Origin of the sequence: Streptococcus sp. FDAARGOS_192, from assembly GCF_002073815.2 — a bacterium.
Taxonomy (GTDB): Bacteria; Bacillota; Bacilli; order Lactobacillales; family Streptococcaceae; genus Streptococcus; species Streptococcus salivarius_H.
This window is the reverse complement of record NZ_CP020431.2, coordinates 1,000,914-1,017,601: the sequence shown is the minus strand read 5'-3', so window position 1 is coordinate 1,017,601 and position 16,688 is coordinate 1,000,914. Positions and strand designations below refer to the sequence as shown.

The window sequence follows — 16,688 nt, the reverse complement described above, 5'->3', positions numbered from 1 at the left end:
AATAGCTTTGACGACTAAAATAGGACTTTCTATGAGATTTTTCTCCTACTTAATGATAGGGGGGCAGGAAAATGGAGGGCTTGCCTTTTGCCTTGCCATTGGTAGAGGCAAATGCTACAATTAAATTATAAAATGTATGCGTTTACATATTTTACGCTACCTTTCTTAAAAAGCGTTTAATTCCTTTATTTATAGGGGTCTTAGCAATTAGAGAAGGGAACAAATGTAAGTGCAAATAGATGATACCTTTGAAAAGGAGACAATTCCATGAAAAAAATTATCAATAAACCTGAAAATGTTGTGACAGAGATGCTAGATGGTTTGGCTTATGTTCACAGTGATTTGGTGCATCGTGTTGACGGCTTTGACATCATTGTAAGAAATGAGCAGGCTGCTGGTCAAGTTGGTCTCATTTCTGGTGGTGGAAGTGGTCATGAGCCAGCACACGCTGGTTTTGTAGGTGATGGTATGCTTTCTGCAGCCATCGCAGGTGCAGTATTTACGTCACCAACGCCTGATCAAATTTTGGAAGCCATCAAGGAAGCGGACCAAGGAGCTGGTGTCTTCATGGTTGTTAAAAATTATTCTGGTGACATCATGAATTTTGAGATGGCTCAAGAATTGGCTGAGATGGAAGGTATCGAGGTTGCCAGTGTCGTTGTGGACGACGATATTGCTGTGGAAAATAGCCTCTATACTCAAGGCCGTCGTGGGGTTGCAGGTACCATTTTCGTGCATAAGATCCTAGGTCATGCGGCTCGCGAAGGTAAGTCTCTGGCTGAAATCAAAGACTTGGCTGACAAGATTGTTCCTAATATCCACACCATTGGTTTGGCCCTTAGTGGTGCGACGGTTCCTGAGGTTGGTAAACCTGGTTTTGTCCTAGCAGAGGATGAAATAGAGTACGGTATTGGTATCCATGGTGAACCAGGCTATCGCAAGGAGTCTATGCAACCTTCTCGACAGTTAGCTGAAGAATTGACAGGGAAGCTCCTTGAAGCCTTTGAGGCTAATTCAGGTGAACGCTATGCCCTTCTCATCAATGGTATGGGTGCGACACCTCTCATGGAGCAGTATGTCTTTGCTAATGATGTAGCAAGTATTCTTGGAGATGCGGGCTTAGATGTGGTTTATAGAAAATTAGGTAACTACATGACATCGATTGATATGGCAGGTCTTTCATTGACGCTCATGAAGATTGAAAATGACGCTTGGCTTGAGGCTCTGGAGAGTCCTGTTAAGACCATCGCTTGGTAGTCTGACATGAAAACTAGAAATTAGGTATATTATGGATAAAACAGTTGCAGTAAAATGGATGCAATGCTTTGATCAAAAGGTTGAAGCAGAAAAAGACCACTTGTCTGAATTAGATGGTCCTATTGGAGATGGTGATCATGGTGCTAACTTGGCGCGTGGCATGGCGGCAGCCATTGAGGCTATTAACAACACTGAACCACAAAGTGCAGCAGAAGTGTTCAAGGCGGTCTCTATGGCCTTGATTAGTAAGGTTGGTGGTGCCTCAGGACCACTTTATGGGTCTGCCTTTATGGGCATGATGAAGGCTGAACAAGCTGGTCAAGATTTGGCAGGAGTGCTTGAGGCAGGTCTCGAGATGATTAAAAAACGAGGCCATGCAGAGGTTGGTGAAAAGACCATGGTGGATGTTTGGCATCCAGTTGTTGAAGCGGTCAAACAAGGCCAACTCACCAATGATGTCATTGATCAAGCAGTTCTTTCAACCAAGGAAGTTGCGGCTACCAAGGGGCGTGCCTCTTATGTAGGTGAGCGTTCTATTGGTCACATTGATCCAGGTTCTTATTCGTCTGGGCTACTCTTCAAAGCCTTGCTAGAAGCGGAGGGCTAGGATATGCCAGAACTTGGAATTGTGATTGTGTCCCACTCTGCGGATATTGCTAAAGGTTTAGTGAGCCTGATTCGAGAAGTCGCTCCAAATATCCCTTTGACGGCTACAGGTGGTCTGGAAGATGGCGGCCTGGGATCTAGTTTTGACCATGTGCAAGTGGCTGTGGACAGTCAGCCCGCCAACCGACTCTTGGCCTTTTACGACTTAGGCAGTGCCCGTATGAACTTGGAAATGCTTGAGGAATTTTCAGACAAGGAAATCCTTATTCAACAGGTACCTCTCATTGAGGGGGCCTATGCGGCTGCAGCCTTGCTTCAGGCAGGAGCGAGTGAGGTTGAAATCTTATCTCAAATCAACGAATTGACTATTCAAAAATAGAAAAAAGGAAAACTATGACAAACCAAATTAAGTACAACTGGGCTAGTCTTGGAACTGGCGTTATCGCCAACGAATTGGCACAAGCCTTGGAAGCTCTTGGTGGGAAACTCTATTCCGTTGCCAATCGTACCTATGACAAGGGTGTAGCCTTCGCTGAAAAATATGGCATTGAAAAGGTTTATGAAGAGATTGACCAAGTGTTTGAAGATCCTGAAGTGGATATCATCTACATTTCAACGCCTCATAATACGCATATTAATTACCTTCGCAAGGCCTTAGCAGCTGGCAAGCACGTCCTCTGTGAAAAATCTATCACCCTAAATAGTGAGGAATTGGCAGAAGCTATTCAACTTGCCGAAGAAAATCATGTCAAACTGGCAGAAGCCATGACCATTTTCCATATGCCTATTTATCGGAAACTTTCTGAAATCGTGGAAAGTGGTAAGTTGGGACCTCTTAAGGTTATCCAGATGAACTTTGGTTCCTATAAAGAATATGACATGACCAACCGCTTTTTCAATCGTAACTTGGCTGGTGGAGCTTTGCTTGATATCGGTGTCTATGCCCTTTCCTTTGTACGTTGGTTCATGGCGTCGCAACCGACAGAGATGGTTTCACAGGTTAAATTAGCTCCAACTGGTGTTGATGAACAAGCGGGTATTCTCCTTGCCAATGCAGAAGGGGAAATGGCGACTGTAACCCTGAGTCTTCATGCTAAACAACCTAAACGTGGTACTATCGCCTATGACAAGGGCTATATCGAACTTTATGAATACCCACGTGGGCAAAAGGCGGTCATCACCTATACGGAAGATGGCTCACAAGAAGTCATCGAAGCAGGAGAAACCGCTAAAGCCCTTCAGTATGAAGTTCTCGATATGGAAGCAGCCGTTGCAGGCGAGGATGATCATACCTACCTCAATTACAGCCGAGATGTCATGGACCTCATGACACAACTCCGCAAAGACTGGGGTTTGACCTACCCAGAAGAAGAGTAGGAGTTTTGCAAACAGAGTAAAAAATTAGACTTATGTACTGACTCTAAATAGATATACTGTCAATTAAAGTGAGGGTTTAGCTCTGTATCCCATAGAACTAAGGTCATTTAATTGATTCTATATAAATACATTTATATCAAAGGAGAAAGACTATGAGAAATTTTGCAAGTCCGTCACGTTACATTCAAGGTGAAAACGCCTTATTTGAAAATGCAAAAACCATTTTGGAACTAGGAAGTCATCCTGTACTATTGTGTGATTCAGTAGTTTATGACATTGTGGGTCAACGTTTCGAAGAATACCTCGTTCAAAATGGACTTACAGTTGTTCCAGTCTTCTTTAATGGTGAAGCTTCAGATAATGAAATTAATCGTGTGGTAAGTTTGGCCCAAGAAAAGGGCTGTAATTTAGTCATTGGTTTAGGTGGTGGTAAGACTATTGATAGTGCTAAAGCCATCGCAGATCTTCTTAAATCACCAGTAGTGATTGCTCCTACCATTGCATCTACAGATGCTCCGGTTTCAGCCTTGTCTGTTATCTATACGGACGAAGGTGCCTTTGAACGCTACATCTTCTATTCTAAGAACCCAGAATTGGTTTTGGTCGATAGTAAGGTTATCTCTCAAGCGCCAAAACGCTTGTTAGCATCTGGTATTGCAGATGGCTTAGCAACATGGGTAGAAGCTCGAGCAGTTATGCAAGCAAATGGTAAAACCATGCTAGGCAAACACCAAACACTTGCTGGTGTTGCCATTGCTGAACGCTGTGAAGAAATCCTTTTTGCAGATGGTTTACAAGCCATGGCTGCCTGTGAAGCAAAAGTGGTAACGCCTGCCCTTGAAAACATCATTGAAGCCAATACCCTTCTCAGTGGTATCGGATTTGAAAGTGGTGGCTTGGCTGCGGCTCACGCCATCCATAATGGTTTCACAGCCCTCACTGGCGATATTCACCATTTGACTCATGGTGAAAAAGTAGCTTACGGAACTCTTGTACAATTGTTCCTAGAAAATCGTCCAAAAGAAGTTTTGGATAAATACATTCGTTTCTATCAACAAATTGGCATGCCAACCACTCTTAAAGAAATGCATCTTGAAAATGCAAGCTACGAAGATCTTCTCAAGGTTGGTCAACAAGCAACAATCGAAGGAGAGACTATTCATCAAATGCCATTTGAAGTGAAAGCTTCTGATATTGCTCAAGCCATCGTTGCTGTAGATGCTTATGTTCATGGATTAGCCTAAGTGAATTTGGTCTTTTGTAGGGGAAGTGCCACTATTCCCGTATAGGAATATTATCCCCCTCTGGCACTTATCCAAACAGGATAGACAAATTCTTATAGGAAAGGGTTCAGTTCTGTATTAGATAGGACTAAGCCCTTTTTGCTATTTAAAATCCAATAATTTCAAAGTTCCTCAAAGCGGTTTAAGAACTTTTGAAAACATAAAATATTTTCAAGAAATCCTGATTTAACAGTCATTTCACTTGTGTAAGCGTTTCAAAAAGTGTATACTGTAAGTAGAAAGATAGGAAAAGGAGATGGCTAGTGGCTAGTATAACAATTGAAGCGAGCAAGGTGGCTAGAAAGAGTCCCATTCGAGTAGACACTAGTCTTGTGGGAACGGTTTCTGGGGTTGAAGATGTGACAGTTTCCCTACCTTCAACAAAAGCTCGTTTGAGTGTTGGTAAATTGGGTTACAAGTCTAATACGATTACTGTTGAGGACGGACAAACTGTTCGGGTTACTAGTAATTTTCTAAATCGTTTCATAGCGATAGCTCCATTGTTTCTCTACCTTTTTGGAGGTCGTTACCTCCCGTTTGTTGCTGTCCTATCTACCATAATTTTGCTTTTTAGCTTACCTTTTCTCAAGTTAGAAATCGTAGGCTGATTAGAATCGGGAGTGGCTTAGCCCTCTGTTTGATACCTTTAACTCACTTTTTCATAATAATGCTAGGCCACTCCCTTTTCATTGGGAACGGGTCGAGACGAAAGAGTGGGTTATCAAAAAGGGAACTCGATAGAGTTTCCCTTTTTTCTTTCTCCAGTTAAAGTCATTTCGAAAAGACCCCAGTTGGTAAAACTGAGGTCTTTCTTGTTTTAAATCATGAATTACTTACGGTACAATTTGTCGTATTGATAGTAAGGATCGAAGGTCACATTGATACCGAGCTTACGAAGAACATTTTTGTCTTCATCGGTAAGAATGATTGTTGAGTGAGCTTCAGAACCTTTGAGGTTACCAAGTTCCTCCATGGCACGCGCCGCATCCGCATTGTTGGCAGCAGTAATGGCCAAGGCGATAAGGATTTCGTTGGAGTGGAGACGAGGATTACGGCTACCCAGATGGTCAATTTTCAGACCTTGGATAGGTTTAACCACTTCAGGCTCGATAAGTTTAGTATCCTTATCAATACCTGCAGAAGTCTTGATAGCATTAATCAAAGCAGCTGCTGTTGGACCAAAGAGTTCCGAATTTTTACCAGTGACGATTTGACCATTTGGCAATTCGAGGGCAATAGCAGAACCACCTGTTTCTTCAGCCTTAGCGCGTGCTGCAACGACCACTTGGCGATCTTCAGGAGTAATACCAAGATCATTCATGAGCAACTCAATCTTCTTGACAGCAGTCTCAGGAACACGTTCATTTTTGAAATCAAGGACGGTTTGATAGTAGCGACGGATAATCTCTTGTTTAGAAGCTTCTTTGGCTGCCTCATCATCCGTAATGGCAAAACCAACCATGTTAACACCCATATCTGTAGGTGAAGCGTAAGGTGACTCACCAAGGATGCGCTCAAGCATACGTTTGAGGACTGGGAAAATCTCGATGTCACGGTTGTAGTTTACCGTAGTTTTGCCATAAGTTTCCAAGTGGAAGGGGTCAATCATATTGACATCATCAAGGTCGGCAGTGGCAGCTTCATAGGCCAAGTTGACTGGATGATGAAGCGGCAAATTCCAAACTGGGAAGGTTTCAAATTTTGCATAACCTGATTTGATGCCATTGATTTGGTCGTGGTACATGTTAGACATACATGTCGCCAATTTACCAGAACCAGGACCAGGAGCAGTAACAACGATAAGGTTTCGGCTGGTCTTGATATAGTCATTTTTTCCCATACCTTCAGGAGAAATGATATGGTTCATATCCGTTGGATAGCCCTTGATAGGGTAGTGGATGTAAGACGTGATGCCATTTTTTTCCAGTTGGTTACGGAAAGCATCGGCTGCAGGTTGACCTGAATACTGCGTGATGACAACAGAACCTACATAAATATTAAGCTCGTTGAATTTATCAATCAGACGAAGGACCTCTTGGTCATAGGAAATACCAAGGTCACCACGAGCCTTAGAGTGCTCGATATTGCTAGCATTGATGGCGATAACCACTTCAACCTGATCTTTGAGCTCTTGAAGGAGCTTGATTTTATTGTCAGGCTCATAACCAGGAAGGACACGAGCAGCGTGGAAATCCTCCAACATCTTACCACCAAACTCCAAGTAGAGTTTCCCGTCAAACTGGTTAATACGCTCCAAAATATGGTCGCGTTGTAGATTCAAATACTGTTCAGAACTAAAAGCTTGTTTCTTCATAAATAAAAATACCTCTGAGGAAAATTATATCAAATGCCGAAGGTAAATGCTATTGGCGAGAGACGATTTATGGGAGAAAAAGAGGTGAAGTCAATCATGAAACGTATTTTTTTATGATAGTCCTTTAGAGTTATTATTTAATTGGAGTTCTCATCTCAGCAGTTAGATTTTTAGATAACAATCACTTTAGAATATTGAATTTCATAAAGGTTTCACATTTGTCGTCTATAATTAGGATAAGAAAAATGAAGAGTCCTCATTTATCTTTGGTGTAGCTGAGGGCCAATGTCTTAAATGGAGGTGGAAGATGGTTCTCTTACAACAGGCAGTTGCTTATATTTTCCGCAAAAAAACGCGGAATTTTATCCTTTTTCTTATTTTATTTTTGATATTATCTTGCTTGTATTTTTGTTTTTCTCTTATGCAAGTTGGTGGAGGAATGGAGGCACAAATCAGGAAGTCAAGTGGGGCCAGTTTTGATCTGGTAAGTAAAGAAAGAGGGAGTGCCTTTTCCTGGAAAGAGGGGGCAAAGATTAGTCATCTATCTGATGTGATTTCAACGATACCTCAATATGTAAGTCCGGTGCGACTTATCGATAAGAAGGTAGTTACAGGAAAACAAACGGTGGAACGTGATGATCTTGATAATGAGGCTAATCAAGCCTTGGGAGCCACTTTTACTAAGGAAACAGGCCAAAGTGTTGATTTTAGGAGTGGTGCTTTTCAACTCATTAAGGGGAAGCACATATCTGCTAAAAGGCAAATTATGATTCATGAATCGCTTGCTAGGAAAAATAAGCTAAGCGTCGGAGATAAGCTGACCTTGTCCAATTTCCAGATGACTGAAAGTGGAGCTAGGGAAATGACCTTTGATATCGTTGGTATTTTTTCTGGCAAGAAGGAGGAGACTTTTACTGGAATGTCCTCAGATTTAAGTGAAAATCAAATCTTCCTCCATTATGACGATAATAGCCAACTGCTTAATTTGACTGATAAGTTAGTGACAAAATTATCCTTTGGTATTAAGAATCCAGATAGAATCAATCAAGTCATTAAACAAGTGGAACAATTGAATATCGATTGGAATCGTCTACGTTTAGACGAGGACCGTAAGGCTTTTGATTCCTTGAAGGAATCGTCTAAAGCGCTACAAGGAATCGTCAGAACGATGATGATTAGTTTAATTGTTACAGGAGCAGGGATCCTCTCATTTTTAATGGCACTATGGACGCGTGAGCGAAATCATGAGATAGGTATTCTTTTAGCAATTGGGAAGAGTAAGGGACGCATTTTTGCTCAATTTCTTATGGAGATATTGTTGGTGTCCCTTATGTCTTTGCTACCTGCCCTTGCTATTGGACGGCTACTAAGTCGACTGTTTTTGCAAGAATTTATAGGACAGCAAGGACAGCAGCAGGCTCTTCAGTTATTAGATCAAATACCTCAGGGACTACCTTTAGGCCAATCTTATCTAAGTCTTCTAGTCTTGGTAATATTATCGCTCGGTGTGACAACAGGTCTCATTTGGCGTAAAACTCCAAAAGAAATCTTATCTAATATGAGTTAAGGAGAAAGGAACACTATGTTAGAACTCAAAGATGTTACGTATAGTTATCAAAATAAAAGTGAAGCTATCCTCTCGAAAGTGAATTATCGTTTCGAGAAAGGTAAATTTTATAGTATTATTGGGCAATCTGGAGCGGGAAAATCGACCTTACTTTCCCTTTTGGCAGGTCTTGATTATCCCAAGAAGGGGCAGGTCTTGTTTAATGGAGAAAATATCAAGAAAAAAGGCTCTAGTTATCATCGTAGACACCATGTTGCGCTTGTTTTTCAAAATTACAATCTCATTGATTATCTTACACCTTTAGAAAATGTACGACTTGTTAATAAAAATGCCGATAGGAAGATACTTTCTGAATTGGGATTAGATGAAAAACAAATTAATCGAAATGTCCTGCAACTTTCAGGTGGGCAACAACAACGTGTAGCTATTGCGCGGGCTTTGGTTTCAGAGGCTCCAATTATCTTAGCAGATGAACCGACAGGAAATCTAGACGAGGAAACTGCGAAGGATATTATTGCTATCCTTAAAAGAATGGCCTTAGATCGCCAAAAATGTGTTATTGTTGTCACGCACAGTAAGGAAGTTGCTCAGGCATCTGATGTGGTTTTAGAGTTGAAGAAGAAACAACTCATAGAAAAGAAAAAATAAAGAAAGGACTCTTATGTTTCGAAACGCTTTTGCATATATTACACGAAAATGGTCAAAGTCACTATTACTGTTAATTATTATTCTTTTGATGAGTACTCTTAGTTTGTTAGGACTTGCTATGCGAAGTGCAACCCAAGAAGCTGCATCCAAGAGTCTAGGGGCAATTACCAATAGTTTTTCAATGCAGATTAATCGTAACACGAATCCTGGAACTCCTCGAGGGGCTGGAAATCTTAAGGGAGAAGATATTAAAAAGATTAGTGAGACTAAAGGAATTGTTTCGACTATTAAACGGATAAATGGTATTGGTGATTTACTAGATTATGAGATTATTGAAACAGAGCAAACGCTACAAAATCAATCGCCAGAACGTGCTAAAAATTTTAAGTCTACCTTGATGTTGACAGGAGTCAATGACTCATCAAAAGAAGATAAATTTGTTTCAGGTGCTTATAAACTAGTTGAAGGAGAACATCTAACCGATAAGGATCATAATCAAATCTTGATGCACGAAGATTTAGCTAAAAAGAATGGTCTTAATGTAGGAGATAAAGTAAAGCTTAAATCTAATCTCTATGATGCTGATAACGAAAAAAGGGCTGATGAAACAGTAGAAGTGACTATCAAAGGTTTATTTTCTGGTCAAAATAAAGCAGCCGTTACCTATGCTCAGGAGTTATATGAAAACACCCTCATCACTGATCTAGATACAGTAGCAAAACTCTATGGTAATACTGTAGAAACTGCCACTTATGAGGATGCCACTTTCTTTGCTAAAGGCGATCAAAATCTTGATTCCTTGATAGCAAAGATTAAAAAGTTGAATATTAACTGGTCCCTCTACGATCTTGTTAAGAGCTCGTCAAATTACCCTGCTTTACAGAAATCTATTCTTGGGATGTATCGTGTGGCAAACCGTATGTTTATTGGAAGTCTCATTTTTACAAGTTTATTGCTAACTCTTCTGTTAATTTTATGGTTAAATGCTCGTCGTAGAGAAGTTGGTATCTTTTTGGCCTTGGGACTTAAAAAGACACAGGTTGCGGGTCAATTTTTAATAGAATTGCTGATGATTGCCTTACCAGCCTTTCTTTTGTCATATGGTTTAGCTAGTTTCTTTGCCGAAAAAGTTGGTAATACAGTCCTTTCCAATGTAACAGAAGGTATCAATAAGCAAATGACCAAAGAATCTCTAGCTGCAAATCTTGGTGGAGGGGCTGAGGCAGAAAGCTTCGGTAAGACTCTAACTCAGATTCACATGACAGTCCAACCTAAGCAACTTTTGGTAGTCATTCTAGTCGGTGGATTTATTTTAAGCTTGGTATCCTTGATTTCTTCTCGCTGGCTTCTTCACAAGAAACCCAAGGACCTCTTAGTTGATGTTGAATGATAAGTTTGCTGCACCTATAAAAAACGGTATAATGGAAGAAAGAGACCATATATAGATTAAAAGGATAATGTATGAAGATACTAATCGTAGAAGATGAAGTCCTGATTCGAGAAGGGATGAGCGACTATCTCATGGAATGTGGCCATGAGGTCTTTGAAGCAGGTGATGGGCAGGAGGCCCTGGACCTCTTTCACAGAGAAGCGCCGGATCTAGTCTTGCTGGACATCCAGCTTCCTATCCTCAATGGCTTGGAAGTCCTCAAGACCATTCGCAAGACCAGCTCAGTCCCTGTCCTCATGCTAACGGCCTTCCATGACGAGGACTATAAGTTGACGGCCTTTGGAGAGTTGGCAGATGGCTACCTGGAAAAACCCTTTTCCTTGTCCCTCTTGAAGGTCCGCATCGAAGCTATTTTTAAAAAGCTCCAGCCCTCCCGGGTCTTCACCTATGGAGAGGCACGGGTGGATTTTGAGAGCTATACAGCCAGCCTAGCTGGTCAAGCTATCTCCATGAATGCCAAGGAGTTGGAAATCTTGGAATACCTGCTCCAGCATGAAGGCAAGGCCCGGACCCGATCTCAGATCCTTGATGCCGTCTGGAAGGAGACTGAGGAGATACCTTTTGACCGGGTGATTGATGTCTATATCAAGGAACTACGAAAAAAACTAGAGCTGGACTGTATCGTTACGGTACGCAATGTCGGCTATAAATTGGAGAGACCATGACCAAACGGAGTATCTTTGCAAAGATCTTTCTGATCACCTTTGCCCTTTTTAGTGGCTTAGTCATCCTTCTACACGCTTCGGTTTACTTTATTTTTCCATCGACCTATATCGAGTCCCAGCGTCAGACGATTTTGAAGAAATCAGAGGCCCTGGCTAAGAGTTTACAAGGTCAGGAAGAAGGGACCATTGAGTCCGTCATCGATCTTTATTCCAAGACCAATGATATCAAGATTTCTATCAAGGGCAAGGAAAAACAAAATGCCCTAGAGGTCAAGGATGACTTGCTCCTGAACCCGGATAGCCAGAACAATTCCCTGGTCATTGAAGAGCGAAAAATCCAGACAAAAGAGGGGAAGGACTTGACCTTGCAATTCTTAGCGACCGTCGATTCGCAAAAGGAAGCGCGGGACATCAGTCTGGGCTTTCTTCCCTATAGTCTCCTTGCTTCCTTTGTTCTATCGCTGATTGCCTCCTATCTCTATGCCCGCATGATTTCTGCTCCAATCCTTGAGATCAAGCAGATGACCAAGCGGATGAAGCGGCTGGATCGGACAGCCAGTCTTCCTATTCATTCACAGGATGAGATTGGTGTTCTTAAGCAGCAGATCAACGACCTCTATCATCATCTTTTAGAGGTGATCGACAATCTTGAGCAGCAGAAACAGGAAAATCTGAAGTTGGAGCAGATGAAGGTGGAATTCCTACGTGGGGCTTCGCATGAGCTCAAGACGCCTCTGGCCAGCTTGAAGATTATCCTAGAAAATATGCGAGATAAAATTGGTCGCTACAAGGATCGGGACCGCTATCTGTCTGTCTCCCTCGATATCGTCGATGAGATGAACCAGATTGTCCTAGAGATCCTGTCTTTATCTTCTGTTCAAGAATTAGGTGGTGATAAGGAGTGGATTCAGTTAGATGATGTGGTAAATCGCATACTCACTCAAAATCAAGTGTTGGTTGAGAATCGCTCCCTATCAATTGACAATTATCTTCCGGCAACTAGTATTTTCATGAATTTACCTATTTTGAAATTGGTTCTCTCAAATATCATCAGTAATGCAGTCAAGCATTCTGATAAGGGTGGAGTGATTCGAATAGGTTTAGAAAATGAAGGAACTGATTTTGTCATTGAAAATACGAGTGTATCTAAAGAAAATATTTCAACTAAAGCTCAGTCTAAGAAAGAAGGAGGATTAGGCCTTTTTGTGGTCAAATACCTTTTAGAGCATGAGGAACTTAGCTATAGATTTGAAGAAAGTTCTACGGGGAGGCGCTTTGTTATGGTCTTGCCCAAAAATTAAAAAGCGATGGTTAAGGTATTAACCATCGTTTTTTTTGTATTGTTAAATAAGCAAAGGCTGACCTTACATTTCAACTCTATTATTTTTTAATATTACCAAAAGTTTAAGGAGTCTGGAGTATAGATTATTGAAATGTTTTAAACAACAAAAAGAAAACGCTTGCATAACTTCTAGAAAAACGTAAAATAGAACTATCAGACTCACGATAATAATAACTACGAGGAGTAGAATCATGCAAAAACATTGGTGGCATAAAGCTACGATTTATCAAATTTACCCCAAGTCGTTCATGGATTCCAACGGTGATGGCATCGGTGACCTCAAGGGGATTACCAGTAAGTTAGACTACTTGCAAAAGCTTGGAATAACAGCCCTATGGCTTTCGCCTGTCTATGACAGTCCAATGGACGACAATGGTTATGATATTGCTAACTATGAGGCTATTGCGGATATTTTTGGGGATATGAGTGACATGGATGAGCTTTTGGCGGAAGCCAAGAAGCGTGATATTCAAATTGTTATGGACTTGGTGGTTAACCATACGTCTGATGAGCATGCATGGTTCATCGAAGCGCGTGAAAATCCAGAAAGTCTTGAACGAGATTTCTACATCTGGCGAGACAAACCTAATGAGTTAGTGTCTATCTTTAGTGGCTCCGCTTGGGAATATGATGAGACCTCAGGGCAATATTATCTGCATTTCTTTAGTAAGAAACAGCCAGACCTCAACTGGGAAAATCCACAGTTGCGCCAGAAAGTTTATGACATGATGAATTTCTGGATTGATAAGGGAATCGGTGGTTTCCGCATGGATGTGATTGATATGATTGGTAAGATCCCAGATCAACTGATTGATACAAACGGTCCAAAACTTCACGATTATATCAAGGAGATGAACCAGGCAAGCTTTGGAAAGCACGACCTTCTAACCGTTGGTGAAACCTGGGGAGCAACACCTGAAATTGCTAAACAGTATTCAAATCCAGATAATCAAGAACTTTCCATGGTTTTCCAGATTGAACATATTGGACTTCAGCATAAGCCAGATAGCCCTAAATGGGAGTATGAGAAGGAGTTGGATGTTTCAGCACTTAAGGCTATTTTTAATAAATGGCAAACCGAGTTAGAGTTGGGACAAGGGTGGAACTCACTTTTTTGGAATAACCATGATCTGCCTCGTATTCTCTCAATGTGGGGAGATACTGGTGTCTATCGTGAGAAGTCAGCCAAGGCCTTGGCTATCCTCCTTCATCTGATGAGAGGAACACCTTACATTTATCAAGGTGAAGAAATCGGCATGACCAATTATCCTTTTAGAACTTTGGAAGAATTGAATGACATTGAATCTCTCAACTATGCCAAAGAAGCTCTCGAAAAAGGGGCATCGATAGAAGTTATCATGGACCAAATCCGCCAGGTGGGTCGTGACAATGCTCGAACACCAATGCAATGGGATACGTCTAAAAATGCTGGATTTAGCAGATCGGATAAGACTTGGTTACCTGTTAATCCAAACTATAAGGACATAAATGTTGAATCAGCCCTGGCCAATCCAGATTCGATTTTCTATACCTATCAGAAACTGGTTGAGCTTCGTAAAACACAGGATTGGCTAATTGATGCTGACTTTGAACTTTTAGAGACTGCTGACAAAGTCTTTGCTTATATTCGGAAAACCAAAGATAGCAGTTATCTGGTTGTAGTCAACCTATCAGACCAAGAACAAGACTTCTGTTATGATTTCGAAAGAGCAGAAGTTGTCATTGCAAATACCGAATTAGAGCCAATTAAAGACCAAGGCAAACTCCAAGCCTGGGATGCTATTTGTGTGAAAGTGAAATAAAAAGAAAAGTGGTTGTCAACTAACTGTTGGCGACCACTTTTTATCTATTAAATAGTTGTTATTTCGTACTTTCTCTCAGAGTCAGTTTAGTGCCCAACATAGTAAGTGTCGGGATTTCTCTTGGAGCCAAGACTTGTTTATTGAGGACATCCATGGCAGTTCGTCCCATTTCTTCGGTGTAGACAGTGACACTAGAAAGTGGCGGATAAACTTGTTTGGCTAGACTGGTGTCATTAAAGGAGATAATCTGGATATCTTCTGGGACATTAATGCCATTTTCCTGAAGGGCTCTAAGAGCACCGATAGCCAGACTATCACTAGCAGCAAAGTAGGCATCTGGTAGGGGTGTACCACTTGCTATTTTAGAGGCTAAAAGGTCATAGCCAGATTGAACTGTAAAATTACCTGAAAGAATCAAAAGAGGGTCATAGATGCTCTTTTCAATACAGTAGTTACGATAAGAACGTAAACGAGGCTCCGGAACGATTTCAGTTGAATCCGTTGTTTTTTCTTGCCCTGTTAAAAGACCGATGCTCTTACACCCTTGCTCAGTGAGATAACTTAGTGCCGTTTGAACAGCATTTTCAAAGTCAGTTGTCACACAAGGATGTCCCTGAAGTAGGGTATCACTATCTACAAAGACCAGTAATCTACCCAATGATTCCAATTCAGTAATCTGTTCACGACTAAACTTTCCGATACAAAGTATACCTATGACTTCTTCAGCGAGACTAAAAGGAATGTCATTGAAATAACGAAGCATCTCGTAGTCTAGCTCATGGGCTCTTGTTTCAATTCCAAGCCGAATGTTGTAGTAGTAGAGATCGTCTAACTCATCTTCCTCACTTACCCATTGGATAATTGCCACTTGATGTTTTTCTTTTTTCAAGTTTCCGATTTTCTTATGTTTGGTATATCCGATTTCATCTGCCGCAGTTAAAATACGGTGCCTGGTTTCTTCAGTAACGGAGAGGCTCTCATCTTGGTTGAGAACACGTGAAACAGTTGCGATTGATACATCAGCCAATTTTGCGATATCTTTTAATGTAGCCATATTGTTCTCCTTTCATCCAAAGTATACCATAAATTCTAAAATTTTACCTATTTTTTACTAAAAAACAGTAAAAATATTGATTTTCCTTGCGAAAGGGGTTACACTGTTAGTGTAAAAAAGAATAAGCGAGGTACATCCTATGAAGACATCACAGTTAAGAGAAAAGTTTAAAGAAGTTTTTGGTGTAGAAGCAGACCATACTTTCTTTTCTCCAGGTCGTATTAATTTGATTGGTGAACACACAGACTACAACGGTGGACATGTGTTCCCAGCAGCTATTACTCTAGGTACTTACGGAGCGGCCCGCAAACGTGATGACAAAGTTTTGCGTTTTTTCTCAGGTAACTTTGAAGATAAGGGAATCATCGAAGTACCACTTGAAAATCTTCGTTTTGAAAAAGAACACAACTGGACAAACTATCCAAAAGGTGTTCTTCATTTCTTGCAAGAAGCTGGTCATACGATTGATTCAGGTATGGATATTTACATTTATGGTAATATTCCAAATGGATCAGGTTTGTCATCATCATCATCTTTGGAATTATTGATTGGTGTTATTGCTGAAAAACTTTATGACCTTAAATTGGAACGACTTGACTTGGTTAAAATCGGTAAGCAGACTGAAAATGACTTTATCGGCGTTAACTCTGGTATCATGGACCAATTCGCTATTGGTATGGGAGCTGATCAACGTGCGATTTACTTGGATACAAATACTTTAGAGTATGACTTGGTACCACTTGACCTTAAAGACAATGTTGTTGTTATCATGAACACTAACAAACGTCGTGAATTGGCTGATTCTAAATACAATGAACGTCGTGCTGAATGTGAAACAGCAGTATCTGAACTCCAAGAAAAACTTGATATCCAAACACTTGGAGAATTGGACCTCTGGACATTTGATGCATACAGCTACTTGATTAAAGACGAAAACCGTATCAAACGTGCCCGTCACGCAGTTCTTGAAAATCAACGTACACTTCAAGCTCGTAAAGCTCTTGAAGCAGGAGATTTGGAAGGCTTTGGTCGTCTTATGAATGCTTCTCACGTATCATTGGAGCATGATTACGAAGTTACAGGTCTTGAACTTGATACTTTGGCACACACAGCATGGGAACAAGAAGGTGTCCTTGGAGCTCGTATGACAGGAGCGGGATTTGGTGGATGTGCCATCGCACTTGTAAACAAAGACAAAGTTGAAGACTTCAAAAAAGCAGTTGGTCAACGTTATGAAGAAGTCGTTGGTTATGCACCAAGCTTCTATATCGCTGAAGTAGCTGGCGGTTCACGAGTACTTGATTAATGAGAAAGAAGTAGAGA

General features: G+C 41.0%; 15 protein-coding genes. 13 read left to right on the top strand and 2 right to left on the bottom strand.

Translation table 11 applies throughout. From position 1 onward, the window contains the following. Nucleotides 1-267 precede the first annotated feature (267 nt). The 6 genes from dhaK to A6J31_RS05835 all read left to right on the top strand — a co-directional run bounded on the left by dhaK (nt 268) and on the right by A6J31_RS05835 (nt 5,131). The gene (dhaK, locus tag A6J31_RS05860; RefSeq protein ID WP_080610676.1) at nt 268-1,257 is read left to right on the top strand and encodes a dihydroxyacetone kinase subunit DhaK; all 990 of its coding nucleotides are present in this window, start codon (nt 268-270) and stop codon (nt 1,255-1,257) included. Nucleotides 1,258-1,288: 31 nt separating this feature from the next. Beyond that, nucleotides 1,289-1,864, top strand: coding sequence for a dihydroxyacetone kinase subunit DhaL (gene dhaL, locus A6J31_RS05855; protein WP_080610675.1), 576 nt, complete (start codon nt 1,289-1,291; stop codon nt 1,862-1,864). 3 nt (nt 1,865-1,867) lie between these two features. Further along, nucleotides 1,868-2,242 (top strand): dihydroxyacetone kinase phosphoryl donor subunit DhaM, encoded by a 375-nt coding sequence (gene dhaM, locus A6J31_RS05850; protein WP_080610674.1) that lies wholly within the window; start codon nt 1,868-1,870, stop codon nt 2,240-2,242. Nucleotides 2,243-2,256: 14 nt separating this feature from the next. Beyond that, on the top strand, nt 2,257-3,240 hold the full coding sequence (locus A6J31_RS05845; protein ID WP_080610673.1) for a Gfo/Idh/MocA family protein: 984 nt from the start codon (nt 2,257-2,259) through the stop codon (nt 3,238-3,240). Between the two features lie 152 nt (nt 3,241-3,392). Then, a complete protein-coding gene (locus A6J31_RS05840; RefSeq protein WP_080610672.1) occupies nt 3,393-4,484 on the top strand; it encodes a glycerol dehydrogenase in 1,092 nt (363 codons plus the stop codon). Between the two features lie 302 nt (nt 4,485-4,786). Beyond that, complete coding sequence (locus A6J31_RS05835) at nt 4,787-5,131, top strand: hypothetical protein (RefSeq protein ID WP_080610671.1); 345 nt, start codon at nt 4,787-4,789, stop codon at nt 5,129-5,131. Nucleotides 5,132-5,352: 221 nt separating this feature from the next. Here the strand turns inward: A6J31_RS05835 and A6J31_RS05830 are convergent, their stop codons facing one another. Further along, a complete protein-coding gene (locus A6J31_RS05830; protein ID WP_080610670.1) occupies nt 5,353-6,837 on the bottom strand; it encodes a DUF1846 domain-containing protein in 1,485 nt (494 codons plus the stop codon). Nucleotides 6,838-7,144: 307 nt separating this feature from the next. Between A6J31_RS05830 and A6J31_RS05825 the strand changes: the two genes are divergently transcribed. The 6 genes from A6J31_RS05825 to dexB all read left to right on the top strand — a co-directional run bounded on the left by A6J31_RS05825 (nt 7,145) and on the right by dexB (nt 14,311). Then, nucleotides 7,145-8,404 (top strand): ABC transporter permease, encoded by a 1,260-nt coding sequence (locus tag A6J31_RS05825; protein WP_080610669.1) that lies wholly within the window; start codon nt 7,145-7,147, stop codon nt 8,402-8,404. A gap of 15 nt (nt 8,405-8,419) precedes the next feature. Beyond that, nucleotides 8,420-9,052 carry an ABC transporter ATP-binding protein gene (locus A6J31_RS05820; protein WP_002885283.1) on the top strand — a complete coding sequence of 211 codons (633 nt, stop codon included), beginning with the start codon at nt 8,420-8,422 and terminating at the stop codon, nt 9,050-9,052. Between the two features lie 13 nt (nt 9,053-9,065). Next, the gene (locus A6J31_RS05815; RefSeq protein ID WP_080610668.1) at nt 9,066-10,442 is read left to right on the top strand and encodes an ABC transporter permease; all 1,377 of its coding nucleotides are present in this window, start codon (nt 9,066-9,068) and stop codon (nt 10,440-10,442) included. A gap of 71 nt (nt 10,443-10,513) precedes the next feature. Continuing rightward, nucleotides 10,514-11,167, top strand: coding sequence for a response regulator transcription factor (locus tag A6J31_RS05810; RefSeq protein WP_080610667.1), 654 nt, complete (start codon nt 10,514-10,516; stop codon nt 11,165-11,167). Next, complete coding sequence (locus A6J31_RS05805) at nt 11,164-12,468, top strand: sensor histidine kinase (RefSeq protein ID WP_080610666.1); 1,305 nt, start codon at nt 11,164-11,166, stop codon at nt 12,466-12,468. Before A6J31_RS05810 ends, A6J31_RS05805 begins: the two co-directional genes overlap by 4 nt. Before the next feature lie 232 nt (nt 12,469-12,700). After that, nucleotides 12,701-14,311: a glucan 1,6-alpha-glucosidase DexB gene (gene dexB, locus A6J31_RS05800; protein ID WP_080610665.1), complete on the top strand. Its 1,611-nt coding sequence runs from the start codon at nt 12,701-12,703 to the stop codon at nt 14,309-14,311. 58 nt (nt 14,312-14,369) lie between these two features. Here dexB and A6J31_RS05795 read toward each other — a convergent pair whose 3' ends face one another. Beyond that, the gene (locus A6J31_RS05795; protein ID WP_080610664.1) at nt 14,370-15,365 is read right to left on the bottom strand and encodes a LacI family DNA-binding transcriptional regulator; all 996 of its coding nucleotides are present in this window, start codon (nt 15,363-15,365) and stop codon (nt 14,370-14,372) included. Between the two features lie 139 nt (nt 15,366-15,504). Between A6J31_RS05795 and A6J31_RS05790 the strand changes: the two genes are divergently transcribed. Then, the gene (locus tag A6J31_RS05790; protein ID WP_002888055.1) at nt 15,505-16,671 is read left to right on the top strand and encodes a galactokinase; all 1,167 of its coding nucleotides are present in this window, start codon (nt 15,505-15,507) and stop codon (nt 16,669-16,671) included. Nucleotides 16,672-16,688 lie beyond the last annotated feature (17 nt).

Coding starts and splice junctions, on each gene's coding strand:
- dhaM (WP_080610674.1), top strand. CDS start 1,868: ATGCCAGAACTTGGAATTGTGATTGTGTCCCACTCTGCGGATATTGCT.
- dexB (WP_080610665.1), top strand. CDS start 12,701: ATGCAAAAACATTGGTGGCATAAAGCTACGATTTATCAAATTTACCCC.
- A6J31_RS05795 (WP_080610664.1), bottom strand. CDS start 15,365: ATGGCTACATTAAAAGATATCGCAAAATTGGCTGATGTATCAATCGCA.
- dhaL (WP_080610675.1), top strand. CDS start 1,289: ATGGATAAAACAGTTGCAGTAAAATGGATGCAATGCTTTGATCAAAAG.
- A6J31_RS05805 (WP_080610666.1), top strand. CDS start 11,164: ATGACCAAACGGAGTATCTTTGCAAAGATCTTTCTGATCACCTTTGCC.
- dhaK (WP_080610676.1), top strand. CDS start 268: ATGAAAAAAATTATCAATAAACCTGAAAATGTTGTGACAGAGATGCTA.
- A6J31_RS05790 (WP_002888055.1), top strand. CDS start 15,505: ATGAAGACATCACAGTTAAGAGAAAAGTTTAAAGAAGTTTTTGGTGTA.
- A6J31_RS05845 (WP_080610673.1), top strand. CDS start 2,257: ATGACAAACCAAATTAAGTACAACTGGGCTAGTCTTGGAACTGGCGTT.
- A6J31_RS05815 (WP_080610668.1), top strand. CDS start 9,066: ATGTTTCGAAACGCTTTTGCATATATTACACGAAAATGGTCAAAGTCA.
- A6J31_RS05840 (WP_080610672.1), top strand. CDS start 3,393: ATGAGAAATTTTGCAAGTCCGTCACGTTACATTCAAGGTGAAAACGCC.
- A6J31_RS05825 (WP_080610669.1), top strand. CDS start 7,145: ATGGTTCTCTTACAACAGGCAGTTGCTTATATTTTCCGCAAAAAAACG.
- A6J31_RS05830 (WP_080610670.1), bottom strand. CDS start 6,837: ATGAAGAAACAAGCTTTTAGTTCTGAACAGTATTTGAATCTACAACGC.
- A6J31_RS05820 (WP_002885283.1), top strand. CDS start 8,420: ATGTTAGAACTCAAAGATGTTACGTATAGTTATCAAAATAAAAGTGAA.
- A6J31_RS05810 (WP_080610667.1), top strand. CDS start 10,514: ATGAAGATACTAATCGTAGAAGATGAAGTCCTGATTCGAGAAGGGATG.